At 65.2% G+C, this 15,439-nt stretch carries 13 protein-coding genes and 1 pseudogene; 10 read left to right on the plus strand and 4 right to left on the minus strand.

Going from position 1 to position 15,439, the window contains the following annotated elements; translation table 11 throughout:
* Positions 1-142 precede the first annotated feature (142 nt).
* Together OZ10_RS05345 and ppsA are read right to left on the minus strand one after the other, a co-directional pair.
* Entirely contained in the window at positions 143-1,108 is a 966-nt protein-coding gene (locus tag OZ10_RS05345) for a mechanosensitive ion channel family protein (protein ID WP_039564083.1), read from the minus strand.
* On the minus strand, positions 1,108-3,486 hold the full coding sequence (gene ppsA / locus OZ10_RS05350; protein WP_039409696.1) for a phosphoenolpyruvate synthase: 2,379 nt from the start codon (positions 3,484-3,486) through the stop codon (positions 1,108-1,110). The genes OZ10_RS05345 and ppsA overlap by 1 nt, the downstream gene beginning before the upstream one ends.
* Before the next feature lie 142 nt (positions 3,487-3,628).
* Here ppsA and ppsR point away from each other — a divergent pair, with 142 nt between their 5' ends.
* From ppsR to OZ10_RS05365, 3 genes are all read left to right on the plus strand, one after another.
* The gene (gene ppsR, locus OZ10_RS05355; RefSeq protein WP_039564096.1) at positions 3,629-4,450 is read left to right on the plus strand and encodes a posphoenolpyruvate synthetase regulatory kinase/phosphorylase PpsR; all 822 of its coding nucleotides are present in this window, start codon (positions 3,629-3,631) and stop codon (positions 4,448-4,450) included.
* A 202-nt stretch (positions 4,451-4,652) separates the two neighbouring features.
* The gene (locus tag OZ10_RS05360; RefSeq protein WP_039564084.1) at positions 4,653-5,162 is read left to right on the plus strand and encodes a DUF1249 domain-containing protein; all 510 of its coding nucleotides are present in this window, start codon (positions 4,653-4,655) and stop codon (positions 5,160-5,162) included.
* A 225-nt stretch (positions 5,163-5,387) separates the two neighbouring features.
* A complete protein-coding gene (locus OZ10_RS05365) occupies positions 5,388-5,876 on the plus strand; it encodes an NUDIX hydrolase (RefSeq protein ID WP_039409691.1) in 489 nt (162 codons plus the stop codon).
* A 356-nt stretch (positions 5,877-6,232) separates the two neighbouring features.
* Here the strand turns inward: OZ10_RS05365 and OZ10_RS05370 are convergent, their stop codons facing one another.
* Positions 6,233-6,991, minus strand: a complete 759-nt coding sequence (locus tag OZ10_RS05370) for a 3-hydroxybutyrate dehydrogenase (RefSeq protein WP_039564085.1) — start codon at positions 6,989-6,991, stop codon at positions 6,233-6,235.
* A gap of 129 nt (positions 6,992-7,120) precedes the next feature.
* On the opposite strand from OZ10_RS05370, the gene OZ10_RS05375 reads away from it, so the two are divergent.
* From OZ10_RS05375 to OZ10_RS05395, 5 genes and pseudogenes are all read left to right on the plus strand, one after another.
* Entirely contained in the window at positions 7,121-7,735 is a 615-nt protein-coding gene (locus OZ10_RS05375) for a CDP-alcohol phosphatidyltransferase family protein (RefSeq protein WP_039564086.1), read from the plus strand.
* A 55-nt stretch (positions 7,736-7,790) separates the two neighbouring features.
* Positions 7,791-8,745: pseudogene (gene phaE / locus OZ10_RS05380) on the plus strand (class III poly(R)-hydroxyalkanoic acid synthase subunit PhaE); the annotation flags it as partial.
* Positions 8,746-9,010: 265 nt separating this feature from the next.
* The gene (locus tag OZ10_RS05385) at positions 9,011-10,084 is read left to right on the plus strand and encodes a class III poly(R)-hydroxyalkanoic acid synthase subunit PhaC (RefSeq protein ID WP_039564088.1); all 1,074 of its coding nucleotides are present in this window, start codon (positions 9,011-9,013) and stop codon (positions 10,082-10,084) included.
* Positions 10,085-10,190: 106 nt separating this feature from the next.
* Entirely contained in the window at positions 10,191-10,388 is a 198-nt protein-coding gene (locus OZ10_RS05390; protein WP_029219975.1) for a PspC domain-containing protein, read from the plus strand.
* Positions 10,385-10,849, plus strand: coding sequence for a hypothetical protein (locus OZ10_RS05395; protein ID WP_039564089.1), 465 nt, complete (start codon positions 10,385-10,387; stop codon positions 10,847-10,849). Before OZ10_RS05390 ends, OZ10_RS05395 begins: the two co-directional genes overlap by 4 nt.
* 235 nt (positions 10,850-11,084) lie before the next feature.
* On the opposite strand, the gene OZ10_RS05400 is transcribed toward OZ10_RS05395, so the two are convergent.
* Complete coding sequence (locus OZ10_RS05400) at positions 11,085-12,296, minus strand: NAD(P)/FAD-dependent oxidoreductase (protein WP_039564090.1); 1,212 nt, start codon at positions 12,294-12,296, stop codon at positions 11,085-11,087.
* Between the two features lie 189 nt (positions 12,297-12,485).
* On the opposite strand from OZ10_RS05400, the gene OZ10_RS05405 reads away from it, so the two are divergent.
* Both OZ10_RS05405 and OZ10_RS05410 read left to right on the plus strand, forming a co-directional pair.
* Positions 12,486-12,713, plus strand: a complete 228-nt coding sequence (locus OZ10_RS05405; protein ID WP_039409670.1) for a hypothetical protein — start codon at positions 12,486-12,488, stop codon at positions 12,711-12,713.
* A gap of 102 nt (positions 12,714-12,815) precedes the next feature.
* Positions 12,816-15,182, plus strand: a complete 2,367-nt coding sequence (locus tag OZ10_RS05410) for a Tex family protein (RefSeq protein WP_039564091.1) — start codon at positions 12,816-12,818, stop codon at positions 15,180-15,182.
* Positions 15,183-15,439 lie beyond the last annotated feature (257 nt).

The raw sequence follows: 15,439 nt of genomic DNA on the forward strand, positions 1-15,439 counted from the left end.
GGCAGCCCGGGCTGCTGATGCGATCGCGGGATGTCAGCATCTGCGCGCGCTTTCGTGAGAACGCAGGCCCCCGTAATTCCCGTCGAAAACAACAAAGGCCGCATCTTCCGATGCCGCCTTTTGTTTGCCGTCGACCGCTGGCTCAGCGTGCCAGCGGTGGCCCCTTGGTCAGGTCGCCATCGTCGGTGACGCCCTTGAGCAGCAGCTCCGAGATCGGCTTGCCGTCGGCATCGTGGTGATACACATGCAGATCGCGTTGCGGATACGGAATGCTGAGACCATTTTCCAGCAGCTGGTTGCGGATCTGCTCCAGCGTGGTGCTCTTGGCCGCGCCGAAGTTGCCGTTGGTGGCGTAGGCAAACAACATCAGATCCACCGTGCTTTCGCCCAGATTGGTCACCTGCACGAAGGGCGCGGGCGATTCCAGGATGTTGGGATTGTCCTTGGCGATCTGCAGCAATAGCTGCTGGGCCTTTTTCAGATCGTCTTCGTAGCCCACGCCAACAGTCACCTCGAGACGCCGGTTGGGCAGGGTGCTGTAGTTGATGATGGGTGCGGTGGTGATCGTGCTGTTGGGCAGGGTGATCATGCGCTCATCGAACGAGCGCACCCGGGTCTGGAAGATCCGGATCTCGTCGACAATGCCTTCCTGGCCCGCAATGACGACGTGGTCGCCGTCGCGCATCGGCCGCAACACGATCAGCATGACCCCGGCGGCGATATTGGACAGCGAGTCCTTCAAGGCCAGACCCACGGCCAGGCCGGCCGCACCCAGCACCGCAATCAACGAGGTCGGCGGCACGCCGATCTGGCTCAGTGCACTGACAAATACCAGGACCAGCAGCAATGCATAGACGACATTGCGCAGGAAGTTGGTCAAGGTGATCTCGACCCGGGCACGGCTCAGGACACGATGCAGCCATTGGCTCAGCTGCCTGGCCAGCCACATGCCGATCACCACGATCAGCAATGCGACTCCCCAGTTGAGTGCGTACTGCGCCCACGGGATGGTCGACCAGTTAAATGCCGGTTCGGCCGTCTTCACCGCCGCCGGCTTGGCAGCCGCTGCTCCCGCAGCGGCTGCCACCAATGCACCAAACAGCCCCATCAGCTCTCGCTCTTGAGTTTGGCCAGCCGCAGCCAGGTATCGACCACGGTGTCAGGATTCAAGGACACCGACTCGATGCCTTCCTGCATCAACCATTCCGCCAGTTCCGGGTGATCCGACGGCCCCTGGCCGCAGATGCCCACGTACTTGCCCTTGGCGCGCGCCGACTTGATCGCCATCGACAGCAGCTTCTTGACTGCCGGATTCCGCTCGTCGAACAGATGCGCCACGATCGACGAATCGCGATCCAGGCCCAGGGTGAGCTGGGTCAGGTCGTTGGAACCGATCGAGAAGCCGTCGAAGATGTCCAGGAATTCATCGGCCAGCAGCGCGTTGGACGGCAGCTCGCACATCATGATGATCTTCAGGCCGTTCTCGCCCTGCTTGAGCCCGTTCTGCTCCAGCACCTCGATCACCTTGCGGCCTTCTTCCAGCGTACGCACGAACGGGATCATCACCCAGAGGTTGTCCAGGCCCATCTCGTTGCGCACCTTCAGCACCGCCTTGCACTCCAGCGAAAACGCCTTGGTGAAGGACGGATCGACATAGCGGCTGGCGCCGCGGAAGCCGATCATCGGGTTTTCTTCATGCGGTTCGTAGCGTGAGCCGCCGATCAGGTTGGCGTACTCATTGGACTTGAAGTCCGACAGGCGCACGATCACCGTATTCGGCGCCACCGAGGCGGTGAGGGTGGCGATGCCCTCGGCCAAACGGTTGACGTAGAAGCTCACCGGGTCGCCATAGCCGGCGATCTTGGCGTCGATCTTCTTGCGGACATCGGCGTCCTGCTTGTCGTATTCCAGCAGCGCGTTCGGGTGGATGCCGATATGCGCGGCAATGATCATTTCCAGGCGCGCCAGGCCGATGCCGGCATTGGGCAACTGGCCGAAGTCGAAGGCGCGCTCCGGGTTGGCCACGTTCATCATGATCTTGAGCGGGGCGGGCGGCATGTTGCCCAGGTCGGTGGTGGTGCGCTCGAACGCCAGCTCTCCGTCGTAGATGAAGCCGGTATCGCCTTCGGCGCAGCTCACGGTCACGCGCTGGCCGTCGCTGATGACCTCGGTGGCATTGCCCGAGCCGACCACCGCCGGCACGCCGAGCTCACGCGCGATGATCGCCGCATGGCAGGTGCGCCCGCCACGGTTGGTCACGATCGCCGAGGCGCGTTTCATCACCGGCTCCCAATCGGGGTCGGTCATGTCGGCAATCAACACGTCGCCGGCCTGGACCCGATTCATGTCTTCCAGCGAGCGCACCACACGTGCGACGCCGCTACCGATCTTGGCACCGACTGCTCGACCTTCGACCAGGATCTTGGCGTCCTTGGCCTCCAGCGAGAAGCGCTCGATCTGGGTGGCGTGGCTGCGCGACTTCACCGTCTCCGGGCGCGCCTGCACGATGAACAGCTTGCCGCTGACACCGTCCTTGGCCCACTCGATATCCATCGGGCGGCCGTAATGCTTTTCGATGACCAGCGCCTGCTTGGACAGTTCCTGCACGTCCTCGTCGCTGATCGAGAAGGTACTGCGCAGCTCCACCGGCGTGTCTTCGATACGCACGCGTTCGCCCGGCACATCCGAATACACCATGCGAATGGCCTTGCTGCCCAGCGAGCGACGCAGGATCGCCGGCTTGCCAGCCGTGAGCGTGGGCTTGTAGACGTAGAATTCGTCCGGATTGACCGCGCCCTGCACGACCATCTCGCCCAGGCCGAAGCTGGAGGTGACGAACACCACGTCGCGGAAGCCGGATTCGGTGTCCAGCGTGAACAGCACGCCCGACGAACCCACGCCCGAGCGCACCATCAACTGCACGCCTGCCGACAGGAACACGTCCTCGTGCTTGAAGCCGTGATGCACGCGGTAGGCGATTGCACGATCGTTATAGAGCGAGGCGAACACTTCCTTGACCTTGTGCACCACATCGTCGGCGCCGGTCACGTTGAGGAAGGTTTCCTGCTGGCCGGCGAACGAGGCGTCCGGCAGGTCTTCTGCGGTGGCCGACGAACGCACCGCCACGGCCACTTCGCCGCCGCCGTTTTCGGCGCACAGCGTGTCGTAGGCAGTGCGGATGTCGCGGTCCAGCTCCGGTTGCAGCGGGGCGTCGATCACCCAGCCGCGGATTTCCTTGCCGGCCACGGTCAGGGCATTGACGTCTTCGACATCCAGCGTTTCGAGCTTGTCGAAAATGCGCTTGGACAGGTCGTTATGTGCGATGAAGTCCTTGAAAGCCTCGGCGGTGGTCGCATATCCACCCGGAACCGACACGCCTAGCCCGGCCAGGTTGCCGATCATCTCGCCGAGCGAGGAATTTTTACCGCCTACGCGGGCCAGATCGGCCAGGCGTAGCTCATGCAACCACAGGATATTCTCGTTCAAGCGCGATGCTCCGTATGGCCATCGCCCGAGCGGGCTGGATGGCCGCGTCCGTAGGAAGAAGCCGCTATGATGCAGTGCACAGCGGAATCTGCACAAGCATGAACCCGTAAGTTTTGGACACCAGTTCAAAGAGGTGGTCTTGATGTCAACAATCCGGCCGGTGTTTTACGTCTCCGATGGAACCGGTATCACCGCTGAAACGATTGGGCACAGCCTGCTCACCCAGTTCAGCGGATTCAACTTCGTCACCGACCGCATGTCGTTCATTGATGATGCAGAAAAAGCGCGCGACGCCGCGATGCGGGTGCGCGCGGCCGGGGAGCGGTACCAGGTGCGTCCAGTGGTCGTCAATTCGTGCGTCGATCCACAGTTGAGCATGATCCTGGCCGAGAGCGGGGCGTTGATGCTGGACGTATTTGCGCCCTTCATCGAGCCGCTGGAGCGCGAGCTCAATGCGCCGCGCCATTCGCGCGTCGGGCGTGCACACGGCATGGTGGATTTCGAGACCTATCACCGCCGCATCAATGCGATGAACTTCGCCCTCAGCCATGACGACGGCATTGCGCTCAATTACGACGAGGCCGACGTGATCCTGGTCGCGGTATCGCGTTCGGGCAAGACGCCGACCTGCATCTACCTGGCCTTGCATTACGGCATCCGCGCCGCCAACTATCCGCTGACCGAAGAAGACCTGGAAGACGAACGGCTACCGCCGCGCTTGCGTAATTACCGCAGCAAGTTGTTCGGTCTGACCATCGATCCGGAGCGTCTGCAGCAGATCCGCCAGGAACGTCGCGCCAATTCGCGCTACAGCGCGGCCGAAACCTGCCGCCGCGAGGTGGCCATTGCCGAGCGGATGTTCCAGATGGAACGCATTCCTTCGTTGAGCACCACCAATACCTCGATCGAGGAAATCTCCAGCAAGGTGCTGTCCACACTGGGGCTGCAGCGCGAGATGTTCTGAGGCCGGGATTGGTAGGGGCGGAATTCGGGGGTGGGCAAGCAAGCGTCGCGTTCACGCTGCGGACGTATCGGCGGCGCGGCGGCCGGCTTGCCGGCAACCCAGCGGAAATCAAGCGGGCGGGGCAGTGCCTCGCCAAGGAAGGCCTGCGATCGGGGCCTCGTCAATGCTGCCCGTGCGGCAGCGCAGCGTGTAGGATCGGTGCATGGCCCAAGCATTGAGCAAACTCGAAATCATCCCCCGCCTGAGCCGGTTTGGCTGGCTGATGGGGTTGTATGCAGAAAACTTCCAGCACCTGACGCGTCTGTTCGCACCCGGCGATCTGGCGCCCGGGTCGTATGTGTCCTCGATCGGCGACGGCCTGGATTTGCGCCTGGATGTCATCGAGTGCCATCGCTACACCGTCGAACTGCGGCTGACCTACGACCTGTGCGACCCGGTCACCGGCGAGCCCGACCCGTCTGCCTACGTGCGTCTGTACCGCGATGCGCGCCAGGTTGAGACCACGCATTGCTACGTCGGCCGCCGCTGGCAGGACGTCATGGGGATGTTTCCGCCGCCGGCCGAGCTGATCAGCCATCGCATGCGCATGAACACCTTCCTGGGCAAATGGCTGGAGTACCTGGCCGAACGCGGTCACGGTGTCGCCACGCTGCAGCTGGATACCGACTACGTCGCGCCGCCGCGGCCCGGTTCGCAGGCCGCTGTCGGCTAAGACGCGAAACGCTGCCGTGGCTTGCGCGCCGCGTGCGGCCGATGGCAACGCTGGCATGTCGTCCATGTGGCGGCCTCGAGCGTTACCGGTGTGTTAGGCGGGTGGCATCTTCGGTCTTCCTGCGAGGACACCCGGTGTGCACGAGCATCCTGCACCGACCGGCCGTGTCGCGCGAGCCTTGACTGCATCGGTCATACTGCTGCGCTTCGTGTCAGATCCCGTGCCATGCCCTATACCCCGATTGTTGCCACGCTTGGCTACCTGCTGTCGCCGGACGGCACGCAGGTGCTGATGATCCACCGCAATGCGCGTCCCGGCGATCAGCATCTGGGCAAGTACAACGGGCTGGGTGGCAAGGTGGAGCCGGACGAGGACGTGCTGGCCTGCATGCGTCGCGAGATCCGCGAAGAGGCCGGCGTCGACTGTGGCGACATGCAGCTGCGCGGCACCATCAGCTGGCCCGGGTTCGGCAAGCAGGGCGAGGACTGGCTGGGTTTCGTCTTTCTGATCCGCAGTTTCCAGGGTACGCCGCACACCTCCAATCCGGAGGGCACGCTGGAATGGATCCCGGTTGCGCAGATGGACCAGGTGCCGATGTGGGAAGGCGACCGCCATTTCCTGCCGCTGGTGTTCGATGGCGACCCGCGCCCGTTTCACGGCGTCATGCCCTACCGCGACGGACGCATGCAATCGTGGACGTACTCGCGCGTCTGAGGCGCGCGGGAGATTGCAGCGCCTGATCAGGTGTCTGCTGCCCTGGTCCGGACGCATGGTCGGCCGAGCGCTCCGCGGCCGCGCCGATGGCTGCACCGCGCTTGCACGCACTGCACCTGGCAGCGCCGCGCGCGCGCTTCAGTCAGGCCAGCGCGCGCGTCGCTACAGCGAGCACAACCCTGTTGCCCGCTGCAACGATACGCTGCCGGCATCGGCACCGACGTCGGTCCCGCGATGCGGTTGTGCACTTCTCCACATCGCCTGTGGATGACGGCTGGGCAAGTCTGTGGACAACTACCCGGTGCCCTTGCGCTGCAATGTTGTCGAACTGGCTGGCGAAAGTTTCGCCAGGGCGCTCATTGCGCCGTCCAGCCGCCGTCGATGGCGATCGACTGCCCGGTGATGTTGCGCGCGGCATGCGACATCAGGAAGGCCACCGTGCCGGCCAGCTCGTCGTATTCGATGAAGGCACCCTTGGGCATCGGCTTGAGCATCACATCGCGGATCACCGCATCTTCGGCGATGCCGCGGGTGCGGGCCTGGTCGGCAATCTGGCGCTCCACCAGCGGCGTACGCACATAGCTGGGGCAGAGCGTGTTGACGGTGAGGTCGCAGTCGGCGGTTTCCAGCGCGATCACCTTGGCCAGCCCGACCAGGCCGTGCTTGGCGGCCACATAGGCGCTCTTGTAGGGGCTAGCCACCAGCGAATGGATGCTGCCGATGTTGACGATGCGGCCATAGCCGGCCGCACGCATGCCGGGCAGCACCGCACGGCTGAGTCGCGCAGCGCCGGTCAGCATCACATCCACCAGCAGCGCCCAGCGCTGCATGGGGAAGTCTTCCAGCGCAGCCACCTGCTGCAGGCCGGCGTTATTCACCAGCACCTGGGGCGCGCGGGAAGCCTTAGCCAGGGCCTGCGCAATGCTGTCATCGTCGGTGACGTCCAGCGCCAGTGCCTCGGCCGAGCCACCCACATCGCGCAGTTGCTGCGCGATGTGGGCAGCGGCGGCATGGTCCATGTCGCTGACCAGCAGGTGGTGGCCATCGGTTGCCAGTTGGGCGGCGAGGCCGGCGCCAATGCCGCTGCCCGCGCCGGTGATCAGGATGCTGCGCATCGGGTGTCCTTGAGCAGTGCGTGGCCCGGAGCGGCCACGCTGGTTGTCAGCCTAGCGGAGGATGCCGAAACGGTCGCCTGCCTGGCGCGCGCGCGTTACCCTTTGCGCCTCGTTCTGATCAGGTTCCGCATGAAACGCCATTTCTCGATGCTGCGCGATTTCCAACTGGCGGACTGGTTCACGCTGGCCAATGCCTTCTGTGGCACCGGAGCGGTGTTTGCGGCAATGCGCTTCCTGCAGGACGGCCACCGTGGCGATCTGCTGCTGGGTATGGCGCTGATTCCGCTCGCGTTCGTCTTCGACGCGCTCGACGGGCATGTCGCGCGCTGGCGCAAGGCGTCCTCCACGCTCGGCCGCGAACTGGATTCGCTGGCGGATGTGATTTCCTTTGGTGTGGCGCCGGCAGCGCTCGGCTACGCCTGCGGCATGCGCGGCGGTTGGGACTGGCTGGTGCTGAGCTACTTCGTCTGCTGCGGGGTCAGCCGGCTGGCGCGCTACAACGTGACCGCCGAAGAGATCGCCGGCGACGCCGACAAGGTGCCGTACTTCGAAGGCACGCCGATTCCGACCAGCCTGGTGCTGGTGATCCTGCTTGCGGTGGCCGCCAGCAGCGGGCACATCGGCCAGACCTTGTGGTGGGGGCAGTGGCAGCTCGGGCCGTGGCAGTTCCACCCGCTGGTGCTGCTGTTTGCCATCTCCGGCTCGCTGATGATCAGCAAGACCTTGCGGATCCCCAAACCCTGACCGGCACGCGCGGGCGCACGCGGTAGGATGGCTGGGTGGACGGTCACGGGAGGGGATGATGGCAAGCAGCGGTTCGGACAACGGCAACTTCGAGGACAAGGCTCGCCAGTACTGGAGCGCCTGGGGAGATGCCATGCGTCACGGTCAGTCCGCCGCTGGGGCGCAGCCACCGCCGGGCCCGCCAGGCGAGGCCCCGCAGGACTGGCGCAAGGCCGTTGACTGGTGGTCGCAGTTGTTGCCCACCCAGGCCGCGCCGCAGGCGCAGGAGGCGATCGACCGCTTCCGGACCCAGGCCGGAGGCTGGTTCGGCACCATGCAGCAGGTAGCCGCCCAGTTTGCCGGCCGCGATACCTCGGCCAACGAAGTCTCCGATGCCTGGCGGCGCGCCGTGCAGGGGCAGGGCGAACAATTGATGCAATGGACGCTGGGCTCGCTGCGCGGCGGCAGCCCCGGCGGGTTCGACCCGTGGCTGCAGGAGGCTGCGCAGACCCTGGGCAGGTGGCGCGAAGAAAATGCGCCGTGGCTGGACATGCCCGCGTTTGGCCTCAATCGCAATCATCAGGCCCGGCTGCAGAAGCTTGCCCGCGCGCAGCAGGAGTATCAGGCGCAGTCGCAGGCGTACGGCGAGCAGCTGAAGGCCGCAATCGAGCAGGCGTTCAGCCGGTTCACCAGCAAGCTGGGCGAGCACGAAAGCAGCGGCAGTCAGCTGACCAGTGCGCGCGCCTTGTTCGATCTGTGGATCGAGGCAGCTGAAGAGTCCTACGCCGATGTGGCCCTGTCGGACCAGTTTCGCCAGGTGTACGGCGGGTTTGCCAATGCGCATATGCGGTTGCGCGCCGCCCTGCAGGAAGAAGTCGAACAGCTCAGCGAACGCTTCGGGATGCCGACGCGCTCGGAAATGGATGCCGCCCACCGCCGCATCGCAGACCTGGAACGCGTGGTGCGGCGCATGCTGCGCAGCGGCGTGGGCGTCAGCCCCGCCGGCAAGCCTGCGCAGGCCGCGCCGGCCGATCCGGGTGCTGCGGCACCGTCCAGGCGTGCAGCGCACCCCAATGCCGGAACGGCGCCCGGGCGTTCGGCATCGACCGACGCGGGCAAGCAGTCTGCAGCAAGGGCGGCGGCCCCCAAGACGGCGTCGTCGGCAAACCCTGCAGTGAAGAAGACCGCTGCAGCAAGACCTGCATCCACGCCTGCCTCGAGGCCCACCTCGACAGCGAGGCCGGCTACGTCGCCCGGCCGCAAGCCGGCCGCAGGCAGGTCACGTGGAGCCAAGGCATGAAAGGGCCGTTGGGATTCAGTGCCGAAGACCTGATGCAGGAAACCCTGTCGCTGCAGCGCAAGTTGCGCGAGGGCCTCAAGTTGCTGCCCGGCGTGGAAGACGTCGACTACGGGGTGACCGAGCGCGAAGAGATCTGGCGCGACGGCAAGGTGGTGCTGTACCGCTTTGTCGGCGATCAGGCGCCGGTGGCCAGGACGCCGCTGCTGATCGTGTATGCGCTGGTCAACCGGCCCTACATGGTGGACCTGCAGGCCGACCGATCGCTGGTCAAGGGGCTGCTGAGCCACGGCCAGGATGTCTATGTGCTGGACTGGGGCTACCCGGACCGTTCCGAGCGCTACCTCACCCTCGAAGACTATCTGCTGCGTTACATCGATGGCGCCGTGGATCACCTACGCGCGCATGCGTGGCTGGACGCGGTCGACGTGCTCGGCATCTGCCAGGGCGGCACGTTCTCGCTGTGCTACGCCGCGCTGCAACGCCACAAGGTGCGCAACCTGATCACCATGGTCACGCCGGTGGATTTCCACACTCCCGACAACATGCTGTCCAACTGGGCGCGCATGGTCGATGTGGACCTGTTCGTCGACACCATGGGCAACGTGCCGGCGGATCTGATGAACGCCAGTTACCTGATGCTCAAACCGTTCCGGCTCAATCTGCAGAAGTATGTCGGCTTGCTAGACATTCTGGACGACAAGCAGGCGCTGGAAGATTTCCTGCGCATGGAAAAATGGATATTCGACTCGCCCGATCTGGCCGGCGAAGCGTTCCGCGAGTTCGTCACCTTGTTCTATCAACGTAATGGACTGGTGACCGGGCAGGTGGCCATCGGCGGGCAGGCGGTGGATCTGCAGGACGTGGACATGCCGGTTCTCAACATCTACGCCGAGCACGATCATCTGGTGCCGCCCGACGCTTCGCGTGCGTTGCGCGGGCTGGTGGGAAGCCAGGATTACAGCGAGCTGAGTTTTCGCGGCGGGCATATCGGCATCTACGTGTCCGGGCGTGCGCAGCGCGAGGTGCCGGTGGCCATCCATCGTTGGCTGCAGGCGCGCGACGGCCGCTGACGGACGGGCGGTTGCACTGGCCGGGAGGGGATCGTCCTGAAAGTCCGTCACGGTTCGCTGTCGTCGGTGTTTCTAGACTGACCGCCACGTTTCCAGGAGTCTGCCCATGGCCACCACCGCACTGTCCCGTTCTCTCAACGATCGCATGATTGCCGGCGTCGTCGGTGGCATCGCGCGCCGCTTCGGCTGGAGCTCCACGCTGCTGCGCGTGTTGTTCGTCATCGTCTCGATCGCCTCGGCCGCGTTCCCCGGCATCCTGGTCTATCTGATCCTGTGGCTGCTGATTCCCAACCAGGCCGATTGAACCCGGCGCCGCGCGGGCGAGCGGCCCTGCTGCTCCTGGGCGCGTTATGGACCGTCCCCAATACCGCGCTCGGCGTGTTGCTGGGTCTCATCGGTAGCTGTGGTGGGGCACGTCCGCGTTGGTCGCCTCAGGAACATGCCATCGTCTTTCATGCCTGGCCGTGGGGGCCGGGCGGGGCGATGACGTTTGGCAATGTGATCCTGCTCAAGGGGACATCGCTGGACCTGCAGTGCAGCACCTACGCACATGCGGCCGGCCGGTGTGAACATACTCCGGTGCGGCTGGGGGACCACGAGCGTGCGCATGTCTATCAATACATGGTGCTCGGGCCGCTGTTTCTGCCGGTGTATCTGCTGTGTGGCGGCATCCACGTGCGCAACCCGCTGGAGCGGGCGGCCGATGCCTATGCCCTGCATGGGCGGGGATGGTGGCCATGGCCGGTCCGGGGCCTGATGCGCTGAATCGCTGCTCGGTGCGGGGTGGTGCCGCGTGCTGATCGCAGGTGTCGGCTGCCAGGCGCTCGGATGCTTGCCGTGCACCTGACGCGTCAGGCGATTGCGCTGTGCGTCGCTCGCGGTGTCAGCTTGCCAGTGCGATCCAGTGCAGGCGAGTGCGATCAATCCTTGCGTTATGCAACGCCGGCCGCGTCATCCAACACGGCACCGGCCAGTAACGCTGCAGTCAGGCCCGGCGCGCTCAACCCAACCGTTCGAACCCGAACAGTGCGTGCAGTGGATGCGGCCTGCCTTCCAGCCGCGCACGCAGCAGGCCAGCCCCGATCGCGCTGTAGGTGATGCCATTGCCGCCATAAGCCATCGCAAACAGCAGGCGTGGGCCATGTTCGGCATGCGCGCCGAAGAACGGCAGCCCGTCGGCGGTTTCGGCAAACGTGCCCGCCCACGAAAACACCGGGCGCAGGCGCATGTCCGGCATGGTCTTGCCGATCTTCTTCAGCAGCGTTTTCAATTTGACCTGCACGCGCGCATCGCGGCGTGCGGGGATGTCGACATTGTCGTCTTCGCCGCCTGCCACCACACGGCCATCGGGCGTGCTGCGCATGTACAGATACGGGCGTGCGGTCTCCCACATCATGGTGTGTCTGAGCGCGCCCATGTCGCTGTCATGCAGCGGGTCGGTCACGAACGCGTAGCTGCTGCGGTTGCGTGCCACGCGTTGCGAGAGCCACTGTTGGTTGCCGTAGCCGGCCGCCATGATCACGTGCCCGGCGCGGACCGTGATGCCTTCTTCGGTGCGCAGCTCGATATGCTGCGCGTGCGGTACGATCGAGGCGATGCTGGTGCGATCAAAGATGCGCGCGCCGTATTGCTCGCATTCGGCAAACAGGCGATAGCACAGCCGATACGGGTCGACGCTGGCAGCCAGGCGGCTGAGAATCGCGCCGTCCGAGCGCACGCCATAGTCGTGCCACAACGGTTCGCGCTCGACCCATTCCACCGGCAGCCGATGCGTCCGACGCGCATCCAGCTCGCTGCGCAGGTCGTTGAGGTCGCGCGCGCGGCTGGCGTAGTACAGGCTGTCCTGGCGGGTGAAATCGCAGCCGCCGAGGCTGTCGCACAGGTGCTGCAGATCGACGATGGCCTGCGCGCAGGCGCGGTAGGCGAGCGCGGCTGCCGGCATGCCGTACTGCCTGGCCAGCTCGACCATCGGGGTGTCGATTTCGTACTGCAGCAGGGCGGTGCTGGCCGAGGTGCTGCCCCAGCCGATTTCGCGTTGCTCGATCACCATGACGTCGTGGCCATTGCGCAGCAGCTCGTGGGCAATCAGCGCGGCAGTGACGCCGCCGCCGACGATCACGACCTCGCTGTGGGTGGCCTGCTCCAGGCGCGGATACGCGCGCATCAATCCGTTGCGGATCGACCAGAAGGGGTAGCCACTTTTGAGGTCCATGCGATGTCGTACGTGCGTTCGGTCCGAGATTGAACGGCCAAGCGGGGTGAAGCGGTCGTGAGGCGGGCGCGGCCGTTCAGCTCGTCACCAAACCGCAAACAGCCGGCGTTAACGTGCGTGGAAAGCTCCTCACGGCGCGCTGGTTATGCTCGCGCCTCCCAACGCAACAACGCAGCAAGAGGGTGTGACATGTCGATTGTCCTGTACGTCGGTGGCAGCAAAGATGGCGACAAGGGCGTTGTGCCATACGGCTTCAGCAAGTCGCGCACCATGACCGCCAGTGGTCCGGAGATCTACGTCGAGCGCATGGTGCCGCTGAAGGACGTGGGCAAGATCCGTGTCATGGCGCTGGAATCGCTGCAGGAGAGCATCCTGGTCGAGCGCGCCGCCACCCATTACGCCCACCGCGCCAGCTGAGCGCGACGGCATAGGTTTACGGCGGCGCTGTCAACGGGTTTCCGTGGCGGGCCTGCACTGCGAAAATGCGGGTTTTCAGTGAAGCGGTTTACCCGCGCCGTCATGCACGATAGCCAGCTTGCCCAGCAGATCGCTCGCACCATCGCCGACGAGATCGGTGCCCAACCCGCCCAGGCGCGCGCCGCCATTGCCCTGCTCGACGAGGGCGCCAGTGTTCCGTTCATCGCCCGCTACCGCAAGGAAGTCACTGGCGGCCTGGACGATACCCAGCTGCGTAACCTCGAAACGCGCCTGACCTATCTGCGCGAACTGGAAGAGCGCCGTGCGGCGATCCTGTCCAGCATCGGGGAACAAGGCAAACTCAGCGACGAATTGCGTAACGAAATTGCGGCGGCCGATACCAAATCGCGGCTGGAAGATCTGTATCTGCCCTACAAGCCCAAGCGGCGCACCCGCGCGCAGATCGCACGCGAAGCCGGGCTGGAGCCCTTGGCCGATGGCTTGTTGGCCGATCCGGCCCAGGTGCCGGAAGTGGCCGCTGCGGGCTTCATCGACGCCGACAAGGGCGTGGCCGACATCAAGGCTGCACTGGAAGGTGCTCGTGCCATCCTGATGGAACGTTGGGGCGAGGACGCTGCCCTGGTGGGCGAGCTGCGCAGCTGGCTCAACGATCACGGCGTGATCCGCGCAAAGGTGGCCGAGGGCAAGGAAGAGGCCGGTGCCAAGTACCGCGACTATTTCGACCATGCCGAATCGCTGGTAAAGATTCCGTCGCACCGCCTGCTGGCGCTATTTCGCGCGCGCCGCGAAGAAATCCTCTATCTCGATCTGGACCCGGGCACCGATGCCGAAGCCGGCCACCAGTACGCCGAGGGGCGGGTGGCGCGCAATGCCGGCATTTCCAATGAAGGCCGGCCGGCCGATCGCTGGTTGCTCGACGCGTGCCGGCTGACCTGGCGTGCCAAGCTGCACATGCACCTGCTGCTGGACCTGTTCAATCAGGCGCGCGAAAAGGCCGAGGCCGAGGCGATTGCGGTGTTTGGCGACAATCTCAAGGACCTGATGCTGGCCGCGCCGGCGGGCCCGCGCGTGGTGCTGGGGCTGGACCCGGGCATCCGCACCGGTTGCAAGATCGCGGTGGTCGATGCCACCGGCAAACTGGTGGCCACCGAGACGATCTATCCGCACGAGCCCAAACGCCAGTGGGACCAGTCGCTGCAGACGATCAGGACATTGTGCATGCGGCACAACGTGGAGCTGATCGCGATCGGCAACGGCACCGCCAGCCGCGAGACCGACAAACTGGCCGGTGAGGCGGTCGCGTTGTGCGGAGCCACCAAGCTGCAGAAGATCGTGGTCAGCGAAGCCGGTGCGTCGGTGTATTCGGCGTCGGAATTCGCTGCCAAGGAATTTCCCAACCTGGATGTGTCGTTGCGCGGCGCGGTGTCGATCGCGCGGCGGCTGCAGGACCCCTTGGCCGAGCTGGTCAAGATCGAGCCCAAGGCAATCGGTGTGGGCCAGTACCAGCACGACGTCGATCAATATCGCCTGGCCAAGGCGCTTGACGCGCGCGTGGAGGATTGCGTCAACGCGGTCGGCGTCTACGTCAATACCGCGTCGGCGGCGCTGCTGTCGCGGGTGTCCGGGCTGTCGAGCACGGTGGCGGAAAACATCGTGCGCCATCGCGACGACAACGGCCCGTTCAAGCGCCGCAAGGACCTGCTCAAGGTGCCGCGACTGGGCGACAAGACCTTCGAACAATGCGCCGGCTTCCTGCGGATTGCCGATGGCGACGAGCCGCTGGATGTGTCGGCGGTACATCCGGAAGCCTATCCGGTGGTCGAGCGCATCGTCGGCAGCACCGGCAAGCCGATCAAGGCCCTGCTGGGCGACGGCAGCTTCCTGCGTGGACTCAAGCCGGAGCTGTTCACCGACGAGCAGTTCGGTGTACCGACCGTGCGCGACATCCTCAAGGAGATGGAAAAACCCGGCCGCGATCCGCGCCCCGAGTTCAAGGCGGCACAGTTCGCCGAAGGCATCGAGGACATCAAGCACCTCAAGCCCGGCATGGTGCTCGAAGGCGTGGTCAGCAACGTCGCCGCATTCGGTGCGTTCGTCGACATCGGCGTGCATCAGGATGGCCTGGTGCACATCTCCGCGTTGTCGGACACCTTCGTCAAGGATCCGCGCGATGTGGTCAAGGCCGGCGACATCGTCAAGGTCAAGGTGCTGGAAGTGGACGTGGCGCGCAAACGCATCGCGCTGACCTGCCGTCTGTCCGATACGCCACCGCCGGCCGATGCTGCAGCCCAATCGCGCGATCAGCGCGGCAACGGCGGCGCGGGGCAGGGCCGGCGCGAGGGTGGCGGTGGGCGTGGCCCGGCGCAGGGCAACAGCAAGCCGCGCACCACTGCGCCGCCGGCCGACAACGCGCTGGCCGCAGCATTCGCGCGCGCCAAGCGCGGCTGAGCCAGCGTGCCAGGCGGCTGTCCTGGCGTCGCTGGGCCGTGTAGATAGACCCGCTCGCAAAGCGGCGGGTCCGGCTGCGATTGGATCGCGCTTGGGCAGGCTGATCTGCAACTTGGCTGCGGGTCCATACACTCCGACCACCGCGGTGCGCCTATGCAGATACGATCAGTCGTAAGGCGGCTGGTCTGAGGCCTTGCTGCAGGGCCCTTGCCCGCCCACCATCGCAGGACACGCTGCAAGTACGTCCATGTAGGCTC

The organism is Xanthomonas cannabis pv. cannabis, from assembly GCF_000802365.1.
Classification (GTDB): Bacteria; Pseudomonadota; Gammaproteobacteria; order Xanthomonadales; family Xanthomonadaceae; genus Xanthomonas; species Xanthomonas cannabis.